At 57.5% G+C, this 25,438-nt stretch carries 20 protein-coding genes and 1 tRNA gene; 4 read left to right on the top strand and 17 right to left on the bottom strand.

All coding sequences use genetic code 11. The features are described from left to right. Positions 1-39: 39 nt before the first annotated feature. The 8 genes from HMPREF2836_RS00690 to HMPREF2836_RS00655 all read right to left on the bottom strand — a co-directional run bounded on the left by HMPREF2836_RS00690 (position 40) and on the right by HMPREF2836_RS00655 (position 10,762). On the bottom strand, positions 40-1,368 hold the full coding sequence (locus HMPREF2836_RS00690; RefSeq protein ID WP_246822786.1) for a hypothetical protein: 1,329 nt from the start codon (positions 1,366-1,368) through the stop codon (positions 40-42). Then, positions 1,368-2,492, bottom strand: coding sequence for a glycosyltransferase family 4 protein (locus tag HMPREF2836_RS00685; protein WP_070629047.1), 1,125 nt, complete (start codon positions 2,490-2,492; stop codon positions 1,368-1,370). The genes HMPREF2836_RS00690 and HMPREF2836_RS00685 overlap by 1 nt, the downstream gene beginning before the upstream one ends. Before the next feature lie 17 nt (positions 2,493-2,509). Further along, entirely contained in the window at positions 2,510-4,753 is a 2,244-nt protein-coding gene (locus tag HMPREF2836_RS00680; protein ID WP_005508905.1) for an N-acetylneuraminate synthase family protein, read from the bottom strand. A gap of 90 nt (positions 4,754-4,843) precedes the next feature. Continuing rightward, positions 4,844-5,572 (bottom strand): acylneuraminate cytidylyltransferase family protein, encoded by a 729-nt coding sequence (locus HMPREF2836_RS00675; protein WP_070629045.1) that lies wholly within the window; start codon positions 5,570-5,572, stop codon positions 4,844-4,846. Further along, complete coding sequence (locus tag HMPREF2836_RS00670; RefSeq protein WP_070616731.1) at positions 5,572-6,672, bottom strand: RNA-binding protein; 1,101 nt, start codon at positions 6,670-6,672, stop codon at positions 5,572-5,574. The genes HMPREF2836_RS00675 and HMPREF2836_RS00670 overlap by 1 nt, the downstream gene beginning before the upstream one ends. Beyond that, complete coding sequence (locus tag HMPREF2836_RS00665) at positions 6,663-7,661, bottom strand: CgeB family protein (RefSeq protein WP_049327938.1); 999 nt, start codon at positions 7,659-7,661, stop codon at positions 6,663-6,665. Before HMPREF2836_RS00665 ends, HMPREF2836_RS00670 begins: the two co-directional genes overlap by 10 nt. Positions 7,662-7,920: 259 nt before the next feature. After that, positions 7,921-8,841, bottom strand: a complete 921-nt coding sequence (locus tag HMPREF2836_RS00660; protein ID WP_070616729.1) for a glycosyltransferase family 2 protein — start codon at positions 8,839-8,841, stop codon at positions 7,921-7,923. Between the two features lie 103 nt (positions 8,842-8,944). Further along, positions 8,945-10,762, bottom strand: a complete 1,818-nt coding sequence (locus HMPREF2836_RS00655; protein WP_070616727.1) for an ABC transporter ATP-binding protein — start codon at positions 10,760-10,762, stop codon at positions 8,945-8,947. 309 nt (positions 10,763-11,071) lie between these two features. On the opposite strand from HMPREF2836_RS00655, the gene HMPREF2836_RS00650 reads away from it, so the two are divergent. Beyond that, positions 11,072-12,202: an arsenate reductase/protein-tyrosine-phosphatase family protein gene (locus HMPREF2836_RS00650; RefSeq protein WP_070629043.1), complete on the top strand. Its 1,131-nt coding sequence runs from the start codon at positions 11,072-11,074 to the stop codon at positions 12,200-12,202. A 136-nt stretch (positions 12,203-12,338) separates the two neighbouring features. Here the strand turns inward: HMPREF2836_RS00650 and HMPREF2836_RS00645 are convergent, their stop codons facing one another. From HMPREF2836_RS00645 to HMPREF2836_RS00635, 3 genes are all read right to left on the bottom strand, one after another. After that, complete coding sequence (locus HMPREF2836_RS00645; protein WP_070629040.1) at positions 12,339-13,319, bottom strand: ribose-phosphate diphosphokinase; 981 nt, start codon at positions 13,317-13,319, stop codon at positions 12,339-12,341. 20 nt (positions 13,320-13,339) lie between these two features. Beyond that, positions 13,340-14,794, bottom strand: a complete 1,455-nt coding sequence (gene glmU, locus HMPREF2836_RS00640; RefSeq protein WP_049352072.1) for a bifunctional UDP-N-acetylglucosamine diphosphorylase/glucosamine-1-phosphate N-acetyltransferase GlmU — start codon at positions 14,792-14,794, stop codon at positions 13,340-13,342. Positions 14,795-14,881: 87 nt separating this feature from the next. Then, a tRNA-Gln gene (locus tag HMPREF2836_RS00635) sits at positions 14,882-14,952 on the bottom strand. 234 nt (positions 14,953-15,186) lie between these two features. Here HMPREF2836_RS00635 and HMPREF2836_RS00630 point away from each other — a divergent pair. The 3 genes from HMPREF2836_RS00630 to HMPREF2836_RS00620 all read left to right on the top strand — a co-directional run bounded on the left by HMPREF2836_RS00630 (position 15,187) and on the right by HMPREF2836_RS00620 (position 18,586). Next, positions 15,187-17,016: an ABC-F family ATP-binding cassette domain-containing protein gene (locus tag HMPREF2836_RS00630; protein WP_070629038.1), complete on the top strand. Its 1,830-nt coding sequence runs from the start codon at positions 15,187-15,189 to the stop codon at positions 17,014-17,016. 150 nt (positions 17,017-17,166) lie between these two features. Then, positions 17,167-17,649: an acyltransferase gene (locus HMPREF2836_RS00625; protein WP_070629036.1), complete on the top strand. Its 483-nt coding sequence runs from the start codon at positions 17,167-17,169 to the stop codon at positions 17,647-17,649. Position 17,650: 1 nt separating this feature from the next. Then, positions 17,651-18,586: a glycosyltransferase family 2 protein gene (locus HMPREF2836_RS00620; RefSeq protein ID WP_070629034.1), complete on the top strand. Its 936-nt coding sequence runs from the start codon at positions 17,651-17,653 to the stop codon at positions 18,584-18,586. A 118-nt stretch (positions 18,587-18,704) separates the two neighbouring features. Here the strand turns inward: HMPREF2836_RS00620 and HMPREF2836_RS00615 are convergent, their stop codons facing one another. The 6 genes from HMPREF2836_RS00615 to HMPREF2836_RS00590 all read right to left on the bottom strand — a co-directional run bounded on the left by HMPREF2836_RS00615 (position 18,705) and on the right by HMPREF2836_RS00590 (position 25,395). Continuing rightward, entirely contained in the window at positions 18,705-19,898 is a 1,194-nt protein-coding gene (locus HMPREF2836_RS00615; RefSeq protein ID WP_070614635.1) for a glycosyltransferase, read from the bottom strand. Positions 19,899-19,975: 77 nt separating this feature from the next. Next, on the bottom strand, positions 19,976-20,992 hold the full coding sequence (locus tag HMPREF2836_RS00610; RefSeq protein ID WP_070614636.1) for a 4-(cytidine 5'-diphospho)-2-C-methyl-D-erythritol kinase: 1,017 nt from the start codon (positions 20,990-20,992) through the stop codon (positions 19,976-19,978). 68 nt (positions 20,993-21,060) lie between these two features. After that, positions 21,061-21,933 carry a 16S rRNA (adenine(1518)-N(6)/adenine(1519)-N(6))-dimethyltransferase RsmA gene (gene rsmA, locus HMPREF2836_RS00605; protein WP_070614637.1) on the bottom strand — a complete coding sequence of 291 codons (873 nt, stop codon included), beginning with the start codon at positions 21,931-21,933 and terminating at the stop codon, positions 21,061-21,063. 456 nt (positions 21,934-22,389) lie between these two features. After that, a complete protein-coding gene (locus HMPREF2836_RS00600) occupies positions 22,390-23,211 on the bottom strand; it encodes a glycosyltransferase family 25 protein (RefSeq protein ID WP_070629032.1) in 822 nt (273 codons plus the stop codon). 11 nt (positions 23,212-23,222) lie between these two features. Beyond that, the gene (locus HMPREF2836_RS00595; RefSeq protein WP_236146153.1) at positions 23,223-24,047 is read right to left on the bottom strand and encodes a glycosyltransferase family 25 protein; all 825 of its coding nucleotides are present in this window, start codon (positions 24,045-24,047) and stop codon (positions 23,223-23,225) included. Between the two features lie 274 nt (positions 24,048-24,321). Continuing rightward, the gene (locus tag HMPREF2836_RS00590) at positions 24,322-25,395 is read right to left on the bottom strand and encodes a TatD family hydrolase (protein ID WP_070629030.1); all 1,074 of its coding nucleotides are present in this window, start codon (positions 25,393-25,395) and stop codon (positions 24,322-24,324) included. Positions 25,396-25,438: the final 43 nt, after the last annotated feature.

The following is a 25,438-nucleotide window of genomic DNA, read 5'->3' as shown; positions in this document are numbered from 1 at the left end:
AACTACCTGTCGAGGCAGAGGATACAAAGTGAATATCCTCTACGCCTTATGGGCGTTCTGGGCAGCTAGTACGTGGTTATCGGCTTCTTCAGCATCACGAACCTCAATCCGCTCGTCAAAGCCTTCGATACTTGCCTCATCGTGGCCGGTACCCAAACGCTGTTCACGCTCAAGCAACAACACGCGCAGAGCAAGACCGCATGCAATAGCCCACGGCCAGGTGTAGAACACCTCGCCCAGACGGGATGCACAAATCATGATGGCAACGCCAGCGCCCTGCACAACATAGAACTTCGGCGGCAGAGTCTTTTTGCCGCTAAACACGTTCACGATAAAGAGCAGGGTGATGGTAACAACCAGAATCATCCATGGCCAGCCGCCCTCAATCAGAGCAGACCAGTACGAGTTATGGAGGAACCAGGTCTTCGAACCGGTATGTGCCAGGTATACGTATGCCTCACCCAAGCCCTGGCCGAAGAAGCCAGAAGCCTGAACCTTAATCTCAGATGCCTGGTCAATCAGTGAACGAAGCGCATCCGTACCGGTACGGTCCGCAAAGACGCCGGACTGCGCGTAATCACTAGTCAAGATATCAATTAACCAGTACAGCGCTACACCCAACGTAATACGACCAAAGGTCTTCATACGGTGAGCAACAACGATCCAAATCAGACCCGCTGCATACGCCGCGATAGAGGTACGAGAACCCGTAGCCCATAGCAGCCCGGAGAAAACAGCAATAGTGCCGATAACTTCAATTTTGTTACGGGCAAAGCTCAGAATCAACAGACCAAACAGACAGTACACCAGACCCGAGAAGTTCTTGTCATTCAACCAACCGGTCAAAAAACCGTAATAACCAGTCACCGGCGCAAACCCAGCAAAATAAGCTACTGCGTTAAACATAATCGCTAGTGAGTAGCCCAGAATAATCGAGCGGATATGCAGACGCCCAGCGGCAATAGTCCAAATCAATACCGTTGCCGCTACAAGACGAAGCAAACGACGCGTCCAATCCGATGCGTCCTCGGAATGTACACCGTAGAACGAGACAATTGCGAGGTAACCCATTGCAATAAACATAATTGCGCGCAGACCCGAAAAATGACTCACGTCAAAAGTTGGCTTACGGGTCAGACCGTACAGCGCCAGCAAAAGAATGATTACCTGGTTAAAGGGCAAACCAACACCCGGTACCGCCTCGCCAAAAAGCAAGAGGAATGCCATTATGAACTCAGGCATACGAATCTGGCTGGTCTGATGGCGGACGTAATTACTACCGCGAGACACAGTTTCAGAGAAACGCGAAACCTCTGGCTTCTCGGTGGGTTCGTTCAGATGCGCGTAAACCTGCGAAGTCTGGCTCATCATCGGCCTCCTCGAAGTACACGAGTGTAAATATCAACCGTCTGAGCAGCCATCTGCTCATTCGAAATCCAGGTGAAAGGCTCAGACTCGCCCTTCAGTAGCTGCGCGCGCATAGCCTGCAGAACATCCTGAGTCAGGGTTGCGCTCTGGCGGTCCACCAGCTCGTCGGCGCCCAGGATCTCCGGGTTGCCGCCCACAGCGGTAGCGACCGTCTTCAGACCGGCTGCCTTAGCATCCAGCAGAGTGTAGGAGCAGTTCTCCCACACCGACAGTTGAACAATCATGTCGCTACGGCCCATCGCCTCAATCGGGTTAACGAAGCCGCTGAAGGTCACCGATTCCCCCAGGTTCAGACGCTGAGCCTGAGCCTGCAACTCGGACGCCAAATCGCCAGAGCCCGCAATCTCAAGATGAGCCTGCGGGTAATCAGCACGAAGCTGCGCAAAAGCGTCCAGCAGCACGTCAATGCCCTTCTCAGGGGACAGACGGGACAGCGAGAGAATACGCGGACCTCCCTCTGCGGGAACACGTTGTTGCTCAACAGCCGCGTGTACCTCAGGGATATCCACGCCGTTGTACACCAGCTCCACGCCACGAGCGCCCCACTTGGCACGCATCTGATCAGCGGTAGAACGAGAAACAGCAATCGCCTGATCGGTACCCCACAGGCGCACACGATGCACGGTCTCCATGAGCTTAGAACGCCAGGAGCTACCGTGGTACACCGAGTCATTACCGGCAATGCCGTGCTCAGTGGTCAGGAGCTTCGGCACGCAGGTGCCGCGCTTGATAACGCTACGGATACGCAGAGCATTCACCACAGCGGTTGCGACAACGTCCGCATATGCCAGGTGGCTGTGGACGATGTCCGGGCGGAGCTGCTCAACAGCCTTCTGCAAAGAAGCAAAAGAAGTCTTAAAACCGTAGTCGGGGCCGAACTCAGCCTTGATGACGGTGACGCCCAGTTCCTCAAGACGGCTCGTGAGCTTACCCTCGGGTGCGAGAACCACCAGGTTAAAGCCGGGGAGCCCGGCACGTGCCATATCGACAACGTGCCGAGCTACTCCACCAAACTCGGGAACCGGAACGACCCACAGGGCCGTGGGAACTCCGTTTGAATTCATAAGTGAGTGTCTACTTTCTACAGCCACTTCTCGAGGCGGTCCAGTGCAGTGAAGAAGCCCTCACCGTTGTTGATGTGGCCCTGCCAGATCTCGGGAATGAAGGATGCCTTCGGTGCCAGCTCACGCAGCTGCTTGCCCAGGGATGCCCAGTCGACATCGCCTTCGCCGACCTGAACGCCCTCACCGTCAACGCCGGTGCCGTCCACCAGGTGCAGGTGGATGGACAGCGGTGCCAGCTGCTCAACAGCCTCCGACAGCGGAATGTTCAGGAAGTTACATGCCAGCATGGTGTGGGAGATGTCCAGGCAGAGCGCGGTGTCGAACGCACGCGAGAACTCTGCGGTGTCCTTCGGATCCAGGAACAGGTTGTGGTACTGCTGACCACCCATCAGCCAGGGGTACGGGGGCAGAGTCTGAGCCGCAAGGCGGACACCGGATGCGTCCAGACGCTTCAGCGCCTCACCGATACGCTCGTACTTCTCAGCACGTGCGGATGCGGGGATGTGCTTGTCCTTGGTGAAGCCACCCATGGTCACGACCATGACCGGATCCTCGTCTACGGTGAAGTAGCGGGTCAGGTCACGGGTGATGTCGATGGTGCGCTGAACCTCGGCGATGGAGCGCTCCCACACCTCGGGGTCCTTGGATGCCAGGTCCACCAGGAAGTCGCCTGCGAACAGGTCGGGCAGGTGGGTGGTGAAGCCCATGTCCAGCTTGGAGTCAAAGACGTCGTCGATGTTAATCTCGAGGTCCTTGTAGGAGAAGTGGAACTCCAGGAAGTCCGGCTTTGCCTCTTCAATCAGCGGCTTGTAGTCGTGGTAACGAACCGGCAGACCCCAGGGACGGTCGAACTTGAAGTCGCGGCGGGTCACCAGGTCGTCCTTCAGGTCGCCCTCGAAGAAGAACGAGCCTTCTTCAACGTCGCGCTGCATGGTGCGGCCCAGCAACTGCGGCAGGTAGTTCGGCTGCAGACCGCGGCCGGGGGACTTCACAGCAACGTCAGCCTCGGTCACGACCTCGCCCTTAGCAATGTGGCGGGTAGCAACCAGGGACTTAGCCAGGTTCACGCGGTTCATCAGCTCACCGGTGGACACCTCACGAGGAGCAGCAGAACCAATAGCCGCCTCAACCTCACGGATCTGCTGGACCATTGCCTTGAATTCCTCAGGCAACAGGGAGACGGTGTGGTCGTTACCCTCGAGGGTCTTGTCGGTGGTGAAGTGCTTCTCGATGATCTTCGCGCCGCGAGCAACAGCAGCAATCGGCACGTGGTAGCCACGCTCGTGACCGGAGTAACCGACCAGGCACTGACCAATCTCAGCCAGGCGGTCCATGTACGCCAGGTTGACGTCCTTGAAGGGTGCCGGGTACGCGGACTGGCACTGCAGCAGAGCGTAGGATGCGCCAGCGTTACGCAGCAGAGCCACGGACTCGCGGATCTCTTCCTCACGGCTCATACCGGTGGAAACCAGCATGGGCAGGCCGCGGGAAGCCACATCGCGCAGTAGCTCGTGGTTGGTCAGGTCAGCAGAAGCAATCTTCATGCCCTGGATACCGTAGTCAACCAGTGCCTGAACGGAGGGTGCATCCCAGGGGGTGCACATGATGTCCATGTCGTGCTGCTTGACGTGGTCGAAGACCTCGTACATCTGGTCAACGGTCAGGGAGAAGCGGGACAGCAGGTCCAGGGTGTACTGAACGCCCAGGTCCTCACCTGCGGTTGCTGCGCCGCGCTGGCGGTACAGAGCGTCCATGTCACGCAGCTGGAACTTCACAGCGTCCGCGCCGGACTCAACAGCCAGGTCCACCAGTTCCTTAGCGAAGTCAACGCTACCCTGGTGGTTGTTACCAATCTCAGCAATGATGAAGGAGGGGGAATCCTCGCTGATGGTGTGCTTACCAATACGCAGGACGTCCTGCTCATCCATCGCCAGTGCCACGAGGTGACCGCGCTCGTCGGTCAGCGGCACGTGGTTGATACCCTTCGCGAAGTATGCGCGCAGGGTCTCGGGATCAGCATCAGCCGGTGCGGTCTGCGGGTTGGTGTTTGCAGCGTCCAGGGCGCTGGTCTCCAGGGATGCGGTCGGGTTAGCAATCAGCCAACGACGGAAGTCACCGTCAGAGAGCGAACCGCGCAGAATACCGGACTCGTTCACCAGGAAGATGATGCGCTGGCCGTTAGCAGAAATCTTCTGCAGGGCGTTGAGAATCGGGTCTTCAGCGAAGACCACGTAGGGGGCAATATTGCGTTCAATAATCACGATTTTGACCTTTTCGTTTGAGTGTTTAGTTGAATGCCTGAGTGCCGGTCAAGCCGGGAGCAGCAGACGAGGTACTGCCGCTGGTGAAGGCTACTTGCCTTCGGCCAGGATCTGAGTGAGCTGATGCTCTGCCACGGAGAAGTCAATCGGTGCGTCAATGTCGACGCCCTCGACCTCGTCCAGCATGAACAAGTCAATAGTACCGCCGGGGTAGCCCGCCAGGCGGTTGTGGCGGTCCATGTACACGTGGGTCTTAGTAATGTACATCGAACCGTTCTCGCGGTAGCGGAAAGTTTCCTTGGTCAGCTCCTGGCGGCGCGGGCGAGCCATAATCTCGAACGCCGCGGTGGGCTCACCGTCAGCGTGCCAGGTCCAGATGAACGGACCAATCGGAATCACGCCGACCATGGAGTCCTTGCCGTTCTCCGCGAACTGGCGGACCGCACGAGCCAGAGTACCAGGCAGACGCACCGGGCTGGTTGCCTGCAGCAGCATGACAGCCTCGGGTTCCCAACCGTTTTCGGTGTAGAACTCGATGGCGTGCTCGATGACCGGCTCGGTTGCGGTGGTGTCTTCAGCCAGGTGTGCCGGACGAATGAACGGTACCTCAGCACCGTACTCGCGGGCGATATCAGCCAGCTCAGCATCGTCGGTGGAGACGACAACACGCAGCTCGTGCTCGCCGGCTACTTCTTCCTTAGCAGCCAGTGCCTGCTCGATGGTCCATGCGACCAGCGGCTTACCCGCGATGGGGCGCAGGTTCTTACGCGGAATGCCCTTTGAGCCACCGCGCACGGGGATGACGCAGAGAATACGCATTATGCCTCCAAAGTTTCAATCATGAGTTCAGCGATACGCTGTGCCGGTTCCTTCTTCGGCTGAACCGGTGCCGGGGTCGGTTCCTGACCCCACTGGTTCATGCCGTAGCGGTCCCAGAATTCCACAAGCCATGCCGGCGGTGCCGGGTGGTAAACCCACGCCGGGATACCGCGGATTGCAGCCTCCAGAACACCGGTAGAGAAGATGGACACCACCGGGTTCGGCACCTCGTTCAGCGGGGTACCGGAGCGGTCAATGCGGATACCTTCCTTCTCCCACAGCTTGTGGGTCAGCACCGACAGCTTATCCTTCTCGCTCGGGTGCGGGCGGTAGGTTCCACCAAACTTCTTCAAGAAGGAGTGCGAAGCGTACGCGAAGGATGCGCGCGGCAGTTCCGCACCGTGCATCTGTCCCAGGAAGATCGGTTCCAGGTCGTTCTGCTTCTGTGCCTCAGCACCGGCAGCCTTCTGCGCCGCGAGGTAGAGCAGCTGCGAACCCACCGCGTGAGTGGTGACATCGCGGCGACCCGATGCCCAAAATTCTGCGTCAGCTTCGCTGAAAGCCAGCAGGGTGCATCCGACCGGTAGCGGCGGCGCCTGAGGCACCAGCAGGCCGTGCTGAACCACCCAGTACTCAGCGCCAATCGCGCGAGAGAACTCGTAGGCTGCCGCACCGCGTGCCAGGTAGTGGCCCAGGGAGAGAACTACGCGCACACCGGGCAGGAGCTCCTGCAACTGGTCTCCTGTCGCTTCCTGCTCGCTCCAGGCATCGCGGTCGTAACGTTCAGTGGCGTACTGGCCGTTGAGGTACTCCGAAGCGTCCTCAGGGACCCACAGGGCCACACCCACGTTTTCGAGGTACTTGAGCGGCTCCAATAGGGAGTTACGGCTCGTCGGCGTGAACGAATCGAGCACGATGAGCACGCGGGGTACGGCACCGCGGGTGTACAGCACGCCGCCGACGGGGCCTTCCTGTTCAGCCGCGCCTGCGCGCAGACGTCCCACAAGAGCGCGAGCCTCGCTCTTAGCCCAGCGCAGGGTGTTTTGACGCTTCTGCCAGGCAGCCCATGCATCAATATCAACGGGATAGGTTAGGCCCATAGCTGCTCCAAAATCTTGACACGCTGATCGAAGGTGTGCTCAGCCAGAGTACGCTTCTGACCGGCTTCACGAATCTGACGAGCCCACTTCGGCTCACGGAAAATACGGGTACAGATCTCAATGAGCTCATCAATGCTCTCGTAGACCAGAACCTCTTCGCCAGGGATGTAGTAGCGATCCACATCAGCACGGTCAATCACCTGCAGAGCGCCCACACCGGGAGCCTCAAAGGTACGCATGGTGAAACCATCCTGATTATTGTGGATGTTCAGCGTTGCCGGGGAGGACGCCATAATGCCATACGCCTCAGAGCGGTCAATATCGCGGCCTGCGGGCACGCCGGAATCCTTGAACTGCTTAGTGCGCAGAATATCGTAGGGGTGACGCGACCAAGCACGACCGTAGGCACGCACCGGCAGACCGGCAGCGACCAGCGCCTGCAGGGTCTCCTCACGGTTGGGGTACTTAGCGCCGACAAAGTTGATGGAGTCCTCGCGCATGGGGACAACCGGGCAGTGGGTGTCGTAGGCGTTAGGCATGTCGAGCACCTCGAAGCCCTGCTCACGCAGGTGCTGTGCATCCAGCGGGCTGTAGCTTGCCAGCGCGCCCAGGTGGTGCAGGTCCTCTTCGGTGTAGCTCATGCGGCGCATTTCGTCGTAGAGCCAGGTGCCGTAGCGAACGCCGGAAGTCTCCAGCAGGTCCCACCATTCGCGGGAGAGCATATCGCCCTTAATGACCAGCACAATATCGGGGCGGAATTCGTTGAAAGCGTCAATAGCCTTACGGGTTGCCTGCGCTGCGAAGCTTTCGGGGCGGTACTTCTCGGGCAGTTCGTGGGCAAGCTTGTTGAGGATGCGCTCGGGCAGAGTACCCGGGGCATCGTAAATGTGGGTGCGCACTTCGTATCCGTGCACTTCCAGGGATGCCTGAATTGCCTTCCAGTACCCGTGGAACGCGGGTGAGAGCAGTAGAAGTTTGGGCTGAGTCATATGAGGATTGAATCCTGTCGGCGTTTGCTATATGAACCCGCAGGGTAGAACCGTGCGGTGCTATGTGTTGGAGTGAAGAGGAACGGAAAGTTTCACCTGCTACTTAGAGGCAAAACATACCTATTGAAATTTTACAACGAAAGCAGGAGACGACACACTCGAGTGCACTGTGTCGCCTCCTACGTTCTATGTGAGCCTTCTTATGAAGAGCGCTAGAAATCTTGCGGAACTACCGCTGTAGATTCCGCACGTTTCGCGCCTAGTTCTCGCGGCGCTCTGCCTTGGCGATACGATCCAGCTCGGTGGCGAGGAATCCACGAGCGTCCACATCCTTATTGCGCAGGCCGCGCACCGAGTTCACCAGGAAGTTCGCGTAGCTGGTAGCACGCAGAGCAACAGCAAGCTTCTTCTCCCAGCCCCACTTATCCGCATAAATGAAACGAGCAGTGGTCAGCCACTGTACACGGCGCTCGGAGGGTGAAGACCCGCCTCCCTCGTGGGTGACGGTTACCGAAGGAATCAGGTAACGATCCACACCAGCGTTCGAGAGGCGGTACTGGAAATCCACCTCTTCGCTGTTCATGTAGAAACGCTCATCCATGCCACCAATGCGGTTGAAGGTCGCACGAGGAACGACCATGCATGCGCCCATAACCCAGTCGACCTTCGCGTCCGAGGTGCCGGTGCATGCCTCAACGTCGTGGCCAACGCCGCGGTGCCACCAGTTAGTCGGCTTGAAACGAGCCAGCGGAGTGAACCATTCCCACGCAATATGCGCTGCGGTGGGGAACTTGCGTGCGACCCACTGCTGCTTGCCGTCGTGGCCAATAATCTGCGGGCTAGCCAGCACCTCGCCGTGGCGTTCCACGGCTGCGAGCATGCGCGAGACGAAGGTGTTATCCAGTTCCAGGTCGCTGTTGAGGATGAAAACCCATTCACCGGTCGCGGCAGCAACACCGGAGTTCACAGCTTTACCGAAACCACCGTTAACAGGGCGGCGAACCACGGTCACGCCCTCAACCTCGGGGAAGGGGGTGGGCGAAACGTCATCCGAGACGACGATTTCAATATCGGCGGGGTCAACACCCTGCTGAGCACGCAGAGTGTCAATAATGGCAAGAACCGGCTCCGGCTCGCCGTAGAAAGGAATAACCGCAGATACGCGGGGGGTATGAGTCACAATATGTCCTTTTGAGTGAGGTGCCTGAAAACACAAGCTATAGAAGGCTAAATATGGGGGCGACCGTATCTATATCTCTATACGATCACCCCCATAGTTACAATTAGTCGGGCAGCTGGCCCAGGCGAACGAGGTTCGCAAATTCTTCGTTTGCAGCCTGAACTTCCTTGAAAGTTCCCTTATTCGCGATGCGTCCCTGGGAGAGGTACACCAGCTGATCAACGTTACGCACCGTGGAAAGACGGTGAGCAACAATAATCACGGTTATCTCCTTGGAGATGCGGTTAATGGTCTGAGTAATCTTGTGCTCAGTCTCATTGTCCAGTGCACTGGTTGCCTCATCCATAACCAACAGGCTCGGGTTGCGGTACATCGCACGCGCAATACCCACACGCTGACGCTGACCACCGGAAAGGCGGTTACCATTCTCACCAATCGAGGTGTTGATGCCGTCTTCCAGGGTCTCGACGACGGGCATCAGCTCCGCCAGCTCGAGGCAGTAGATCACACGGTCATCATCAATGTGCTTTGCGGGGATACCGAAGGCAACTGCCTCACGCAGCGTGCCGTTACCCAGGTAGGGGTCCTGAGGGACATAACCAATCTTCTGGTACCAGGAATGCAGGTCAGTATGGATGTCCTTACCCTGGCTAGAGATCGTACCGTTCGTCGGGGTCAACAGACCAAGAATCAAGTCAACCAGAGTAGTCTTACCCGAGCCGGAACCACCCACGAAAGCAACCGAGGTACCAGCCGGCACATCCAGCTGAATGTCCTTGAGAACGTCCTTATCACCGTCCGGGTAACGGTAGACCAGGTTATCAATCTGAACATCCACGGGCTCAATACCCGAGTTAATGATGGTTGCCGGATCAATTTCATCCTTGAACTCAACCATCTGCAAGCGCTGCTCTTCCGGGCTCATCGAGCGAATAACCTTAGCAACCTCTTCACTAGCGAACTCGTTCGCGCGAATACCACCCAGGGAAGCAATCATACGGGTCGCATTCGGAAGGATGCGGATACATGCGGTTGCGAAAAGCATGAGGAAAGGAAGACCATCAGCACCCTGAGTTGCGGTCACCAGAGCCAACAGACCTGCGATACCCACAATGAAAATAACTTCAAGGGAGTACTTGGGGAAGTCATTCAGGAACGAGAGGTTAACGTCGCTTTTAACGCTTCGTGCTGCGGGCCCGCGGTACTGCTCGATAGCAGCCTTGTGTGCATTCGTAATACGAATTTCGCGGAAGCCCCTGATGTCATCCAAGAGGAAGCGCAAAGCGTCTCGACCCGCACGTGCCGTTATCTCACCATACTTCGCGTTACCGCGGCGCAAGAAGAACTGCATGACAGCAATGGTGATGCCGAAGTATGCGAAAGCGATCAGCGCCGGAACCGGCATGACGCAAAGAATCATGATGAGCAACACCATGATAGACAGGAAATCGCCCACAAAGTTAATAATCGATCCCACAAAACCGCGGTATGCAAACACCACGTAGGTGCTAATCAGGAATGCGGTTTCTTCAGGCTGAGACTTCCTGTGGTTAAAGTAGCTATCCTTCATGTAATGATTGAGGATTGTCGTCGACGTCGCCAACTGCTGGTAACCCGTAAATTTCAGGCTCCAGCGCTTAAAGAGGAGTGCAGCAATACCCTTAATAACAAAGGCGAGCACCAGAACGATACCCAGATAGACCACCAAATCAGAACGCTGAGGGTTGCCAAAGATATCGGAAAGTACAGCCAGGTAACCGGTAAGTTCCGCACCCATCGCAATATTCACAATAGGAAGAATTGCAGCAACACCAACCATCTCCATCAAAGATAGGAGGAACAGGCCGATCAGGTTAAAGACAAGCAGCGTAAAGCTTCGTCCCGGGAAAAGCAGGCGAAGCTTAGTATAAATACTCTTCATTGGTCCTCGTTGGTGGGTGTACTCGCTGGCTCCTGAGTGAGAAGAAGACCAGCATTTCACGCCAATTTTAGCACGCACCCTCTAAACATTTTCGGCATCAAGCTTGTACTTTTGGTCATCTTTAGTCGAAAGAAGAACCTCTACTTCATAGCTAAAACATAAGACATTTATGGGTATTCGCCACACACAGGAAAAGGAACCGCTGAAGGTGCAAGTAACTCGGTATGATAGATACTATTCATTCAACCAACCCGACACTTCCGGCTTCCCTGTTCACTGTTGGGTACGTCAATTAGAAAAGGCTTTTTGATGGGCATCTTCAACATTAAGTCCCTCAAGGACAAGTACGCGTGGGGCTCCTCCGAGGACAAAACCAACTCGGCAGAAACCGCTGAGGAGCACCCGGCGACCGTTGCTTCTTCCTCCGCAAATATTGCCGACGGAGTCCGTTCCCTCATTAAGAGCAACCCCGAACTGGCGGGCAAGAACCGCCGCGGGGTAGCCAGCCGTACCATCACCCCCGACGGTTCGCTCCGCGAAGCCATCGAAGACTACGAAGTCCGTTCCCCCGCCGAGGTAGCCAGCCAGGAAGTCACTCCCGAGGAAGAGCTCAGTGCCGACGGCACTGCAACCGTCTCCGCACAGCCCCTCACCCACACCAACATCGAGGCCACCCCCGGCGACATCCTCGACGTAGGCGGCAAGACCACCGGCCCCAGCATCATCCGCGTGGGCCACCACAACGCGCCCACCGTTGATGCCGAAGAGCTCGCCGACCCGAAAGAAGCCAACAGCCAGAGCGCAGGAAACGCGCAGCCCTCCCCCGCTACTAACACCCGCAGCGAACGCACCCCGCAGTTCAAGCTCTCCCCCAAAAACCTCAACCGTACCGGTAGCACTAGCGGTGACGGCCCCTTCGAAGCTGTCTTCGTCTGCACCGGCAATATTGCCCGCAGCGCATCCGGCGAGGTCATCTCCAAGCACCTTGCCGCCGAGTACGGTCTGGAAGACAAGTGGATCTTCTCCAGCGCAGGCACCGGCGCCCTCGTCGGCCACGGCGTCTACGAACACGTAGCTAACGAGCTCATCAAGCGAGGCTACAACCCGGAGGGCTTCGCATCTCGCCAGCTCAACGAGCAAATTATTGAGAACGCCACCATCATCCTGGTCGCTGAGAAGGTACACGCCGACTGGATCGTGCGCGAGTGGCCCCAGCATCACTCCAAGATCAAGCTACTCAAGCAGGTTGCACGTATCCGTGAGGAAGCGCGCCGCGCCGAGCCGCTTTCCTACCTCTACTCCTACGGTGCCCGCCCGCTCGATATCGACAGGTTGGAAGACCCCTACCGTCGTGGCCCCGCAGCAGCAAAGGTCGCAGTGGACGAAGTGGAACAGTCCCTGCGCGTGATTCTGCCCTGGCTCGCACAGGCACACCACTAAGCACACGGCGCTAAATACAGCACTAACCCGGCAGGAACAGATATCTACTCCTGCCGGATTAGCTTTAGCCTCATACAACAGAAAGTCCCCCACCGATCTAACGGTCAGCGGGGGACTTTCTTTAGGCTTTAGAGGCTTAGTGCTCAAAAATCTCGGTCACAGAGCCCTCGTCGAAGACCTCACGGATAGCGCGAGCAATCAACGGAGCAATGGAGAGAATAGTCAGGTTATCGAACTGCTTCTCTTCCGGCACGGGCAGGGTGTTAGTCACGATGACCTCCACAGCACCGCACTGAGACAGACGCTCAGCAGCCGGATCGGACAGAACCGGGTGGGTAGCTGCGATAATAACTTCCTTTGCACCCTTGTCCATGAGGACCTTCACAGCGCCAGCAATGGTGCCGCCGGTGTCAATCATGTCGTCAATCAGCACACAGGTACGACCCTCGATGTCACCCACAACAGTCTTAGAAACAGCATGGTTGGGGACGTTAATGTCGCGGGTCTTGTGCACGAACGCCAGGGGTGCGCCGTCCAGCAGATCAGCCCAGTGCTCAGCCACGCGGACACGACCGGTATCCGGGGACACAACGGTCACGTTGGACAAGTCTTCCACGCGCTCGCGGATGTGCTTAGCCAGAACCGGAATCGCGAAGAGGTGATCCAGCGGGCCGTCGAAGAAGCCCTGAATCTGCGAAGTGTGCAGATCCACGCACATCAGGCGGTCAGCACCAGCGGTCTTGTACAGATCCGAAATCAGACGTGCCGAGATGGGCTCGCGGCCCTTGTGCTTCTTGTCCTGACGAGCGTAGGGGTAGAAAGGAGACACCACGGTAATAGAGCGAGCAGATGCACGCTTAAGTGCATCAATCATAATGAGCTGCTCCATGAGCCATTCGTTGATGGGTGCCGGGTGCGACTGAATCACGAAAGCGTCCGCACCGCGCACCGACTCCTCAAAACGGACGTAGGTCTCGCCATTGGCGAAGGTGTATGCGGAGGTGGGCAGCAGGTCGTGGTCAAGAGCCTGTGCGATCTCCTCGGCAAGCTTGGGGTGTGCTCGACCGGAGACCACTACAAGCTTGCGCTCACCGGGGTTGGTAATCTCGCTACTCATGGTGTTGTTCTTTCCTCGAATTAGGATTCTGCCGGTTCCTGAGCGCCAGCAGCCTTGGCGGCTTCGGCGGGTTCGGTACCAGCACGGTTCTTCAGGACCCAGCCTTCGATGGTGCGCTGGGAAGTCTCAGAGTAGGCGAGGGCGCCCGCAGGAACATCCTTACGGATGAGCGCGCCCGCGCCAGAGTAGGCACCGTCACCAACGGTAACAGGTGCGACGTAAATACCCGCGGATCCCATGCGGGCATGTGCTCCAATAACGGAGCGGTTCTTCACCAGACCGTTATAGTTCGCAAAAATAGAGCCTGCACCAATGTTTGCGCCTTCACCGATGGTGGCGTCACCAACGTAGGACAGGTGCGGGACCTTGGCACCATCACCAATCTGCGAGTTCTTAGCCTCGCAGAAAGTGCCAAGCTTAGCGCCCTTGCCCAGGGTGGTACCGGGGCGCAGGTATGCGAAGGGTCCAACAGTTGCACCTTCGCCGATGACAGCACCGAAACCGTGAGCGCGGATGACAGTAGCGTCAGCCTCAACGGTCATATCGGTCAGGGTGGTGTCCGGGCCAATGGTGGCACCGGTAGCAACGGTGGTGGAGCCATGCAGTTGCACGCCGGGCAGCAGGGTCACATCGTTCTCAATGGTGACGGTAACGTCAATCCAGGTGTTCTGCGGATCAACGATGGTCACGCCGTTGCGCATGTGTGCCTCAAGGATACGGTTGTTGAGCATACGGCCCAGCTGAGCCAGCTGCACGCGGTCGTTAGCGCCTTCAACCTCCCAGCGGTCCTCAATAGCCAGAGCGGAGGTGCGGTGGCCCTTCGAACGAGCAATGGACAGAACGTCGGTAATGTACTTCTCGCCCTGTGCGTTGTTGGTGGTCACCTCGAGCAGTGCCTCACGCAGAACAGCGGCGTCAAAAGCGTAAATACCGGAGTTGATCTCGGTAATTTCGAGCTCTTCGGGGGAAGCGTCCTTCGCCTCAACAATAGCGGTCACTTCGCCAGCCTGGTTACGGACAATACGACCGTAGGCGCCGGGCTCATCAATGTGGGTGGTCAGGACAGTTACGGAGTTCTTGTCTTCCTCGTGGAAGGCAATCAGTTCGCGCAGAGTCTCGGGGCGCAGCAGAGGAACATCGCCGTAGGTCACCAGGACGGTGCCGGAGACGGGTGCCTGCGCATCCAGAGCGTTCAGACCGACCTCAACAGCGCGGCCGGTACCCGGAATCTCATCCTGATCAACGATGGTTACCTCAGGGTCAAACGCAAGCACATGCTCAGCAACCTTATCGCGCTGGTGACGTACCACAACAGCGAGGCGCTCAGGGCTCAGGTCGCGTGCAGCAGCGACAGCGTGCTCAACCATGGAACGACCACCAATGCCGTGCATGACCTTGGGGGTCGCGGACTTCATGCGCGTACCAGCGCCTGCGGCGAGAACGATCACTGCAGAGGGTGCCAGTTCAGTGTTCACTGGGAAGACTCCTTAGACGAGGTTGTAAGAGTGAGGAGTGAGCGCGGACCGCCAACTCTCTATCAACGGTGCCGTTGAGTGCTTACGCTCCGCCACTAGGACTCGAACCTAGACAAACGGCTCCAAAGGCCGCTGTGCTGCCATTACACCATGGCGGATTATCCATACATTCATATGAGTTCCCAGCTACGGGCCCCCATTGTCATTGACCGCCATTTTGGGCACAGAACAGCGCAATGCAGGAAATGCTTTCCTCAGTTTATCAAATATCTGTGCTCAACTTAGCCGCGCACCCCGCAATCCCCACAGCTTTTCTCAGCACCGCCAAGTACCCCCTCATCAAAGCTTGGAGCGCTACTTGAACTGAAGGCTCACCCTGTACCCTAGAAGGCGTGGCACATCTACTTGGCGGCGAATCGCTGCACCTCGAATTCCCTACCCGAACCATCTTTGAGGGCATCACGGTCGGTCTGAACGAAGGCGACCGCATCGGCATCGTCGGTCGCAACGGCGACGGCAAGTCCACCCTCATGAAGATCCTTGCTGGCCGGCTCGAACCGGACTCCGGCCGCGTCACCGTGCGCGGCGGCACCCGCATCGGCTACCTTGACCAGTCCGATGTTCTTGACGACGACCACACGGTTGGCTACGCGATTGTGGGCGACACCCCCGAGTACGAGTGGGCCTCGCAACCCCGTATCCGCGACGTCATCTCGGGCCTGGTTTCCGATCTGCCCTGGGATGCACCCGTCTCTTCGCTCTCTGGCGGTCAGCGTCGACGCGTAGCGCTCGCCTCCCTGCTCGCGCAGGAGTGGGACGTGCTGATGCTCGACGAGCCCACCAACCACCTGGACGTTGAAGCCATCACCTGGCTCGCTAACCACCTGAAGTCCCGCTGGTCCAAGAATGCTGGCGGACTCATGGTCGTCACCCACGACCGCTGGTTCCTCGACGAAATCTGTACCGACACCTGGGAAGTGCACGACCGCATCGTCGAGCCCTTCGAGGGCGGCTACGCAGCGTACATCCTGCAGCGTGTGGAGCGTGACCGTCAGGCAGCCGCAGCGGAGGCGAAGCGTCAGAACCTGATGCGCAAGGAGCTCGCTTGGCTGCGCCGCGGTGCGCCCGCGCGTACCTCCAAGCCGAAGTTCCGCATTGATGCCGCCAACGCCCTCATTGCGGACGTTCCGCCGGTGCGTGACACCGTGGAGCTGAAGAAGATGGCGGTCTCCCGCCTCGGCAAGGACGTGGTCGACCTCGAAAACGTTTCCGTCGTCTACGACGACCCCTCAATGCCCGGCGGCAAGCGCCCGGTGCTGAAGAAGGTCACCTGGCGTATTGCTCCCGGCGAGCGCACCGGAATCCTGGGCGTGAACGGTGCGGGTAAATCGACTCTGCTCTCCTTGGTCACCGGCGATTTGAAGCCGACCGAAGGCCGCGTCAAGCACGGTAAGACGGTGAAGATTGCAACCCTCACCCAGCAGCTCGACGAGCTCAACGAGGTCGCTAACGACCGTGTCTCGGATGTGATTGGCCGCAAGAAGCGCAGCTACATTGCCGATGGTAAGGAGCTATCCCCCTCGCAGATGCTGGAGCGTCTGGGCTTTACGAGTGCGCAGCTGTCTACCCCGGTCAAGGACCTGTCGGGTGGTCAGAAGCGTCGCCTGCAGCTCATGCTGATTCTGCTGGATGAACCGAACGTGCTGATTCTCGACGAGCCGTCCAACGACCTGGACACCGATATGCTCGCCGCGATGGAGGACCTGCTGGACACCTGGCCGGGCACCCTGCTGGTGGTCAGCCACGACCGTTACCTCATGGAGCGTGTCACCGATCAGCAGTACGCCGTGATTGACGGTTCGTTCCGTCACTTGCCCGGCGGCGTGGACGAGTATTTGGCGCTCTCAGCAGCTGGTGCTGGCGGTTCTGCCGCCGGTAGCGTGCAGGCGCGTGCCGCCTCCTCGGCGCAGGCTTCTGCTGAGCCGGATACCCCGAAGGTCTCCGGTGCCGAGCTGCGTGCGGCGCAGAAGGAATCCGGTGCGATTGAACGCCGCCTCGCCAAGCTCGCTGCAGAACAGGAGAAGCTCTCCGAGCAGATGAGCGCGCACGACGCCTCCGACTACGCCGGTTTAGCGGCACTCGGCGAGCAGCAGCAGGCACTTCAGGATGAGATTGACGAGCTAGAAATGCGCTGGCTCGAGCTCTCCGAGATACTGGGCTAACGTCTACTTTATGTGCTATATATAACAGTGGGTTTCTTATCTACTTCTGCGGGATATCGCCTCGTCGGGGCGATATCCCGCTACCATTAGATAGTAACCTTTAATACTTATAGGGAGCATTTTTCCCTGCCCACCCTTATGAAGGTATTCATGCTCAACACTCTCAAACAGCTCAAGCATCAGCATTTTCTGAAGCAGAAGACTAAGCGCCGCGCGGCACGCATCGAAAAACTCCGCGCCGCCGGTGTCTCCATTGGTGATAGCACCTACGTGTGCCCCACCGCCGAGATTCTTCCAGGGGCTCGGATTGGCTCCGGTTGCTGGATCAACCGTGATATCTTTATCGACTGCGCAGTCCAGATAGGCGACCGCGTCTACCTGGGCCCGCGCGTCACCCTATGCACCGCAAGCCACGAGATGGGCCCCTCACGCCAGCGTGCAGGAAAAAATGTTGAGGCTCCCATCGTGATTGGTGACGGTTCCTGGCTCGGCCAGAATGTGTCCGTCATTGCTGGCGTCACCATCGGCGCCGGATGCATGATTGCCGCAGGTGCTGTGGTGGTCTCCGACTGCGAGCCGAATGGCCTGTACGCCGGTGTCCCCGCCCGCCGCGTCAGGGAACTCGGTGAATAACATGAGCGAACAGTACGCGTACGAAGCCTCCGTCGTGATTCCTGTCTACAACGGCGCCGCATTCATTGAAAAGCAGCTACAAGCCCTGGCTGAACAGCAAACTAGCCGCTCTTTCGAGGTGCTGGTCAGCGACAACGGTAGCACTGATAATACCCGCGCACTGGTAGAGAGGTTCAACGCCCCCTACCCGTTGCGTTGGGTAGATTCCAGCAACATTAAGGGCCCCGCTAATGCCCGTAACGTTGGTGCGTTGGAAGCCCGAGGCAAGATTCTTGTCTACTGTGACTCGGACGACTACGTGGAAACCGGATGGTTGGAAGGCCACCTAGCGGTACACGACAGGCACAGCCCCGCGCTCGTTTCGGGAGCTAACCTGCACAATACCAATCCCACTGAGGTGCTCAAAGCCTACGGCGTGCCCCTCGATTCTGACGAGAAGGTCTTAGAGAACAGCTCCCTCGTGGAGACCGAAGACCAGGTACCTCCCTTCGCGGGTTTCCTGCCCTCAATTACCGGTTGCAATTTCTCCGTCCCGCGCGATGTATACATACGTAACGGCGGCATGGATTGTAGCTACATCGCGGGGTCCGAAGAGACTGATTTCTCCTGGCGCGTGAGCCTAAGCGGCGTGCCCTTCTATAAGACCTACGCCTCGCTGGTACGCTACCGTCTTCGCTCCACCCCAAAGCAGATTTTCCGTCAGCAACGTAACTACCAGCACTACCGCATGCTCCTCTGGGCTCGTTTCAAGGACCGGGGTATGACCGGCCCGAGCATCAAGTACTCGGTTATTGCTCTGGCGAAGTCCCTACCGCTGCTACTCTTCCCTGCTACTCGTTTGGTGGGTGCACGAGAAGCCGGTGCAAACATAGGCGCTCTCAAGGGGATGCTCCAATACCGTTTCCATGCGGTCCCGGAACGTCAGCTCATGGGATAATAACGTATCTTTCGATGCACCTCTAATGGTTAGCCTGCAGAGGATATAGAAGAATGCCGGTTCTAGAGTAAATCTAGAACCGGCATTCTTCTATATAAGCATTCCTCGGTGCTTACAGCTAACGGTGGATAGAGCCAAAAACCTTCTCCCAACACTGAACAATATATTCGGGAGAGAAAATAGAGGACTTCTCAACGCACAAAGCAGATTTTTTAGCTCTCAATTCATCATCACCTATAGCCAGGCGTAGCTGCTTCGTCAGCGCCTCAACGCTACGTTCTTCAGCGAGATAGCCGAATTCAGGCAAATAGTCCAACAATAGATAGCTGGAGGGATAAGAAACCAAAGGCGTACCAACGCGCATGCCCTCTTGCAAAGACATGGGGCCACCCTCAAAATCAGAGGCACAAATGGTCAATGATGCTTCAGCATAGGCTTCAAGCACCTGCTCGGAGCTCAGGGGTCCACCCACCACGATACGCTCGGCGAGGGCAGGTTCAAGGGTCTCGAGAAGTTCATGCATCTGACGCTCAGTCTCGTCATTTCCGCTGCCGTTGAGCTTCAAAGTCCATTCAGGGAACTCCGGCGCACACGCAATGAAGCTCTCCAGAATGCGCATGAGACCCTTCTCAGCCCCATAGCGGCCAATATACTGAATAACTGGCTTCTTCTGCTGAGCTATGCCCATAATCTTCTGCTGAATCTCAGGGGTGATATAAACGTTAGGGTTAAAGACAGCGTCAACCGGGCGGTTCAGCCATTCAGCAAAGAGGCGCGCGTCTCCTTCAGAAAGCGCGATGAAGGAGTCGTAGTAGCGCCCAATATCCTTAAGGGTCTTTTCACGAGTTGTGCGGTGAAAGCTGTCGAAAGCGCTGTGGAATTCGTAGAGATACCCGATCCCCTGCTTCCGCCCCTGTCGCGCATAGTCCACCAGATACTCAGCAATGTCGGTCATCGAGGTCAGAACAACGGTATCTTTGCCCAGCGACTGCAGGTAACGGCGGGTGCGCACTGCGTTATAGCGGTCCCACAGGACGGTAAATGCCTTCTTAGCCGCCAGCACGGCACCCAGCGGTCCGGGGTTGTTGTACACCAGCTTATTATGGGTGGTCTTCGAGACAAGCGAACCGGCGCGGATCACAAAATCCGGGGTCACAGCGTCAGGGTTATCTCCCGTATTGTCGTAGAGCGCCAGATAGCTAACGTTGTACCCGGCTTCTTTAAAGGCCCTGCCCAGGATCCTGTTAACGGTCGTAATACCGCCAAGAAGGCTAAAACGGTCCTGGGCGATAACAATATTTTTAACCTTCATAAGATTCTCCCTTTCCGCCAGAGAATAATAGAAGTCAGTGAGTGATAAATCGTTATCTAGTGTGACAGATATATGAGCTACGCACTAGTAACTTCGGCAGCTACGGCGTGGTGGCCCTCAACACGGAGAGAGGTAGCGAGAGCCTCTGCTCGTGCTTGAGAAGAGGCCAGTAGCAGCACGGTCGGACCGGAGCCAGACACCAGAGATGCGTGCACTGCCCCGTCATTGCGCAGGGCCAGGGTTTCAGCCAGCTGCGGGGCGCACGAGAGTGCGGGTGCCTGCAGGTCGTTACGCAACAGGGCCGCTAGGGAGGCGAGCGCCGCCTCCGAACCGTCATAAGAGTTCAGGGCTTCCAGAAGCTCTAGGGGTTCCACCAGCTCGCCGGAGGCGGGATACTCACCGGCGGCACGGCCCGCGTCCAGCTGCTTGAATACGCTGGGGGTGGAGAGGCCAAACTGCGCGGCAACAATCACCAGGTGCAGAGGTTCCCGAGGCGCCGCAATATTCTGCAGCTCGGTACCGGTCCCCTGCCCCAGTGCGAGGGCCTGCCCGAGCGCGGCACGCACGCTAAAGGGAATATCGGCGCCCAGTTGCGCGGCAAGACGTTCATAATCCGTCTGGGTCAGGAGCGCACCGGTGCGGCCGGTTGCGTGCAGATAGCGGTCCGTAGCAATGAGGGCGGCAGCCGCGTCCGCTGAACCGCCCGCCATGCCACCGGCCACGGGTACAGCCTTCGCAATGTGCAGGTGCAGCGCCGGCGTGGATTCAACGCCGTGCCCAGAAATACCGTGTTCGGCAAGAATCAGCTCGGCGGCACGGTATACGAGGTTCCGCTCGTCCATCGGCACGTCGGCGGGATCGAACTGGCCAGCCTGCATCTGCTGATCCACCAGGGAACCGGGCACAATATCCATGCTCAGGCTCAGGCCCTGAGTCTGCCCTTCAGAGACGGTGACGGTCTCGGTCAGAGAAACCGCAGCAAAAAGCGTGGTCAGCGGATGGTAGCCGTCCGGGCGAACGTCCCCCACAGCAAGGTACAGGTTTACCTTTCCGGGGGCATCAACCGAAATAGCAGTCTGGGAGGCGGTACTCATCAGCGCATACACCTTTCGCGCGGAAACTCGCTTAAGAACATCAATGAAAAATTCGGTGCAGGAGGAAACTACTCTGCGGCAGGCTCAGCCGGGACGGTCAGCGAAGCCTCCGCGATACGGATAAAGCCGTGGATGTCCAGCTTCTCACCGCGCTCGGTCGGGGCGATACCGGCAGCCACCAAAATCTGCTCCGCACGCGCACCCGAGCCCGCCCAGGAGCTCAACGCAGCGCGCAGGGTCTTACGGCGCTGGGCGAAGGCCGCATCGATAATCGTGAACACCAGGTCACGGTCCACGGTTGAGAGAGGCTCCTCGCGCATGCGGAAGCCCACCAAACCGGAGTTAATCTTCGGGGCCGGCCAGAACACATTCTTGCCGATAACACCCGCCTTGTACACCTCGGCGTACCAATTGGCCTTGACCGAGGGAACACCGTAAATCTTCGAACCCGGAGTCGCCGAAAGACGGTCGGCAACCTCGTCCTGAACCATCACCAGCGCGTGACGGATGCTCGGGAACTGCCCGAACAGGTGCAGGAGCACCGGCACCGCCACGTTGTAGGGCAGGTTCGCTACCAGGGCGGCCGGGGTGCGGGGAAGCTCGGTCACCTTCAGCGCATCCATCAGCACCACATCGATATCACCCGCCTTCTCGGGACGGAACTTCTCAATGGTGTGCGGGAGTTGCCGAGCCAGCGGCGGATCGATCTCCACCGCGACCATGTCCTTCGCCGCGTCCAGAATACCGAGGGTCAACGAGCCCAGACCCGGGCCGACCTCCAGCACCGTCTCCTCAGATGAAATCTCCGCGGCATTGACAATACGACGAATCGTATTGGGGTCAATCACAAAGTTCTGCCCAAGAGTCTTCGTGGGTCGAATGTCGAGGCTCTCAGCGAGCTCGCGAATCTCGGCCGGTCCGAGCAGGGGCAGATTGTTCACAGTATTCCTTCGGTTAGGTGGAGGGTGCTACCTTCCAGGTTACCGTGCCAGGCGGTGCTTCACATCTTCAACGGTAGACAACCAAGCGGTCTTAGCTATGGCCGTACGTACCTTCAGAGCCAGCAGGACACGCGGGAAATCAACGATATTGTTCGTCTATAGACCTTAGACGGCGTTTCAATATGGCGAATATTTGAGGTCGGTGATGAGGCGCGGGATTATTCCCAGCCGCGCAGATTGGGCTACGCGTAGCGCACATCCGCGCCCAATGCTGAATACAACATGCACCAATCTCAGATGTTCCAAGAATAAGACGCCATATGTTGCAGCTCTACTGGTGCCTAACAAACGAGTACCCCCTCCCTATCGTGTGTGCGATAGGGAGGGGGTAAAAGTCAGGCAGAAGCCCCACATATCAATTTTTATGTGATAGCAGTAGCCCATTCCGTCTCTGGGTTACCGTCCCAGGTGCCGCTTCAAATCCTCAAAAGTTGCCTCCAGGACATTCTTTGCATTCTGCAAACGCTTCCTCGGCGCCAGGGCGATGCGCAACCGGTCGATAAAACCGGTACCATACTGCGTGCTCTTGAGACTTTCTAAGTGACGAACGCCAGAAGTTTGAATGAGGCTAGTACCTTCCCAACCGCACAGGCCGGGCTGCACCAAATATACGTCTACTCCCCATTCTCGGTAGAGAGAATAATCATCAGCAACAACGCCGGGAACCGTCTCGCCATAACATTCTACGAGTCGTTCAGCTCCAGAGCGCGAAAGAAGATACAAGGCAGCACCGTACAGAGGCTTTGAACCATAGGTACGACCCATACGGTACTTGCCGTACACAAAAGGAGCAAGCAACGAAAGACGGGGATAATCAACCTGCGGGTTAAACTTGCCAGCTTCAGAAGCGTAGATATCGCCCAGATTAACCATCTGCACGTGAGGATACTTTTCGATAATCCTCTCCACTACAGGCTGCAGGTCAGGGGAAATGAGGACATCGTCCTCTGCTAGCAAAGCCCAGTCGGCATCTGAAGCGAGGAAGTCCTTCCACATGTGGTAGTGGCTCAAAGCGCAACCCTTTTCGGCAGGCCTCGGCTCTTTACCGTAACGAGTCAAGAACAGCTTGCTATCGAATTGTGCATCAGTGAGGTGATCATCACGGTTATCCACCGCAGAATAACGCTGGAAATCTTGAGCAGGTGCCCCCACCGAGAAGAAAGAATCAAACCGGTTAGCGCCGTCCAGTCCCAGAACGTATTTCAGAATTTTTGCCATGAATTTCCCCTTTACTCCGCCTTACCCAGGCGGTGCTTCACCTCATCAAAAGTGGCTTCCAGAGCATTCTTAGCATTTGTAATACGCTTCTTGGGCGCCAAAGCAATACGCAAACGGTCAAGAGGGCCAGTACCGTGTTGGAGACTATTCACCTTATCCAGATGACGCTTACCAGATTCCAGAATAACGCTACTACCCTCCCAGCCGCACAGACCAGGCTGCACAAAACGCACATCCACGCCCCACTGCTGGTACAGCTTATAGTCATCAGCCACAGTACCCGGAACCTTACTCTCGAATTGCTTGAGCAACAGCTCAGCACCCGATCGGGAAATCAGATACAGGCCAGTACAAACCAAAGGCCAGCTACCGTACGGCTTACCCATACGGTACTTGCCGTATACGAAGGGAGACAACAACGACAAGCGAATATACTCCACGTGCGGATTCAATTTGCCAGCGTCATTCGCAAAAGAATCACAAAGGTTCACCAGTTGTACCTGCGGATACTTCGTGATAATTGCGTTCACCACCGCCTCAGCGTCAGGAGAAATAAGGATGTCGTCTTCAGCAATCAGCGCCCAATCAGCGTCACTAGCGACGAAGTCACGCCACATCTTCACGTGGCTGAGCATACACCCCTTCTCAGCGGGGTTAGGGTCACAATGCCAACGACTACGGAAAAACTCTACGTCAAACTCTTCATCGGTGACGTGGTTATCGCGGTTGTCCACCGCGGAGTAACGGACAAACCCCTGTGCGGGAGCGCCCACAGAATAGAACGAGTCAAAACGGTTAGCACCATCCAGGCCCAGAACATATTTAGTAATTCTCATCAAAAGAATTCTCCGATTTCATGATGACGTCGCATGGGGAGCACATAGTGCTTAGAGGGGAACCCGGACATGGCACATGTCGTGCAAACGTCAGGTGGTTGGGGTATCTCTATCTACGACTTCCGGAAGAGAATATTTATTATGAGAGTGAATAATATGAAACTATCACAGAAACATGCACATTCGCTAATAAAAAGATAATGCACAATTGCAACTGTCATAGAACATCGTACTGAAAAATACACTCGCCTCATAACCTAGCAGACTAATCAGCCTACCACTGACCGTACACACGCTCCGAATTTTCGCGAATGCGGCGGCACAACGCCTCCAGCTCCTCACCGCGGTGAGCCGCCATAAAACGCACTGTGTAATTTGTCATATAAGACGCATTCGGGCGACCACGGAACGGATGCGGGGTCAAGAACGGCGCATCCGTCTCAGCCAGAATCAACTCGGGACGAGCCATCGCCAGCGATTCCTGAATACCCTTCGAGTTCTTGAAGGTAACCGTACCCGAAAAGCTCATGTACCAGCCGCGCTCGTTACAGATTGTGGCCAGCTCGGGCCCACCCGAGTAGCAGTGGAACACGGTACGTTCCGGCGCACCCTCTTCATCCAGGATCCGCACAACGTCCTCGTGCGCGTCACGGTCGTGAATCTGCAGCGCCAGGTTATGCTTCTTTGCCAGACGGATGTGCTCGCGGAAGCTGTAGTGCTGTGCTTCCTTACCCTCATCTCCGGTGCGGAAGTAGTCCAGGCCGGTCTCACCGATGGCGCGCACGCGGTCGGCGGTGGCAAGCTCGTCGAGGGTGGCGATCGCCGCCTCCAACTGTCCGGCTGCAGCCAGCTCGGGGGCGGTGTTCGGGTGAATGGCGACGGCGGCCAGCACACGCTCGTCAGCCTGGGCGGCGGCCACGGCGTAGAGGGAGGAGGGGATATCGCATCCGACCTGCACGATGGCGCCGATGCCGAGCTTCTCACCGGCATCGAGCGCATCGCGGGCACTGATTTCTACCTCGCCGTCGAGCAGGTCCATGTGGGTGTGGTTATCCACAATCGGGTACGGTAGCGGCTCGGGGGCGGGCGGGAAGACCAGGTTGCGGCTGCGACCGTTCTCGCCGGTGGTGGAGCGACGGCGGGTTCCCTCTCCGCCTTCGGCGTCGCTGATGCCGGTGTAGAGTTCCGCCTTATAGGGTGCGGGTACTTCACCGGGCACCGGCTCCCAGCCGTTAGGCAGGGCGGTTGCCTGGAGTGCCGCGGGGGTGGGCAGGGTGTAGTTCGCCAGGGCGGCGAGGGAGTTCAGGTACTCCTGGGTGATTTCAGGACCGGGGTGGCTCTGACACATTGATAAATCCTCGGGATAAAACTGCGGGGTAAAACTGCGGGTG

It is taken from the genome of Rothia sp. HMSC065C12 (assembly GCF_001812085.1).
Classification (GTDB): domain Bacteria; phylum Actinomycetota; class Actinomycetes; order Actinomycetales; family Micrococcaceae; genus Rothia; species Rothia mucilaginosa.
The sequence above is the reverse complement of the archived record's forward strand: the minus strand, read 5'-3'. Positions and strand labels throughout refer to the sequence as shown.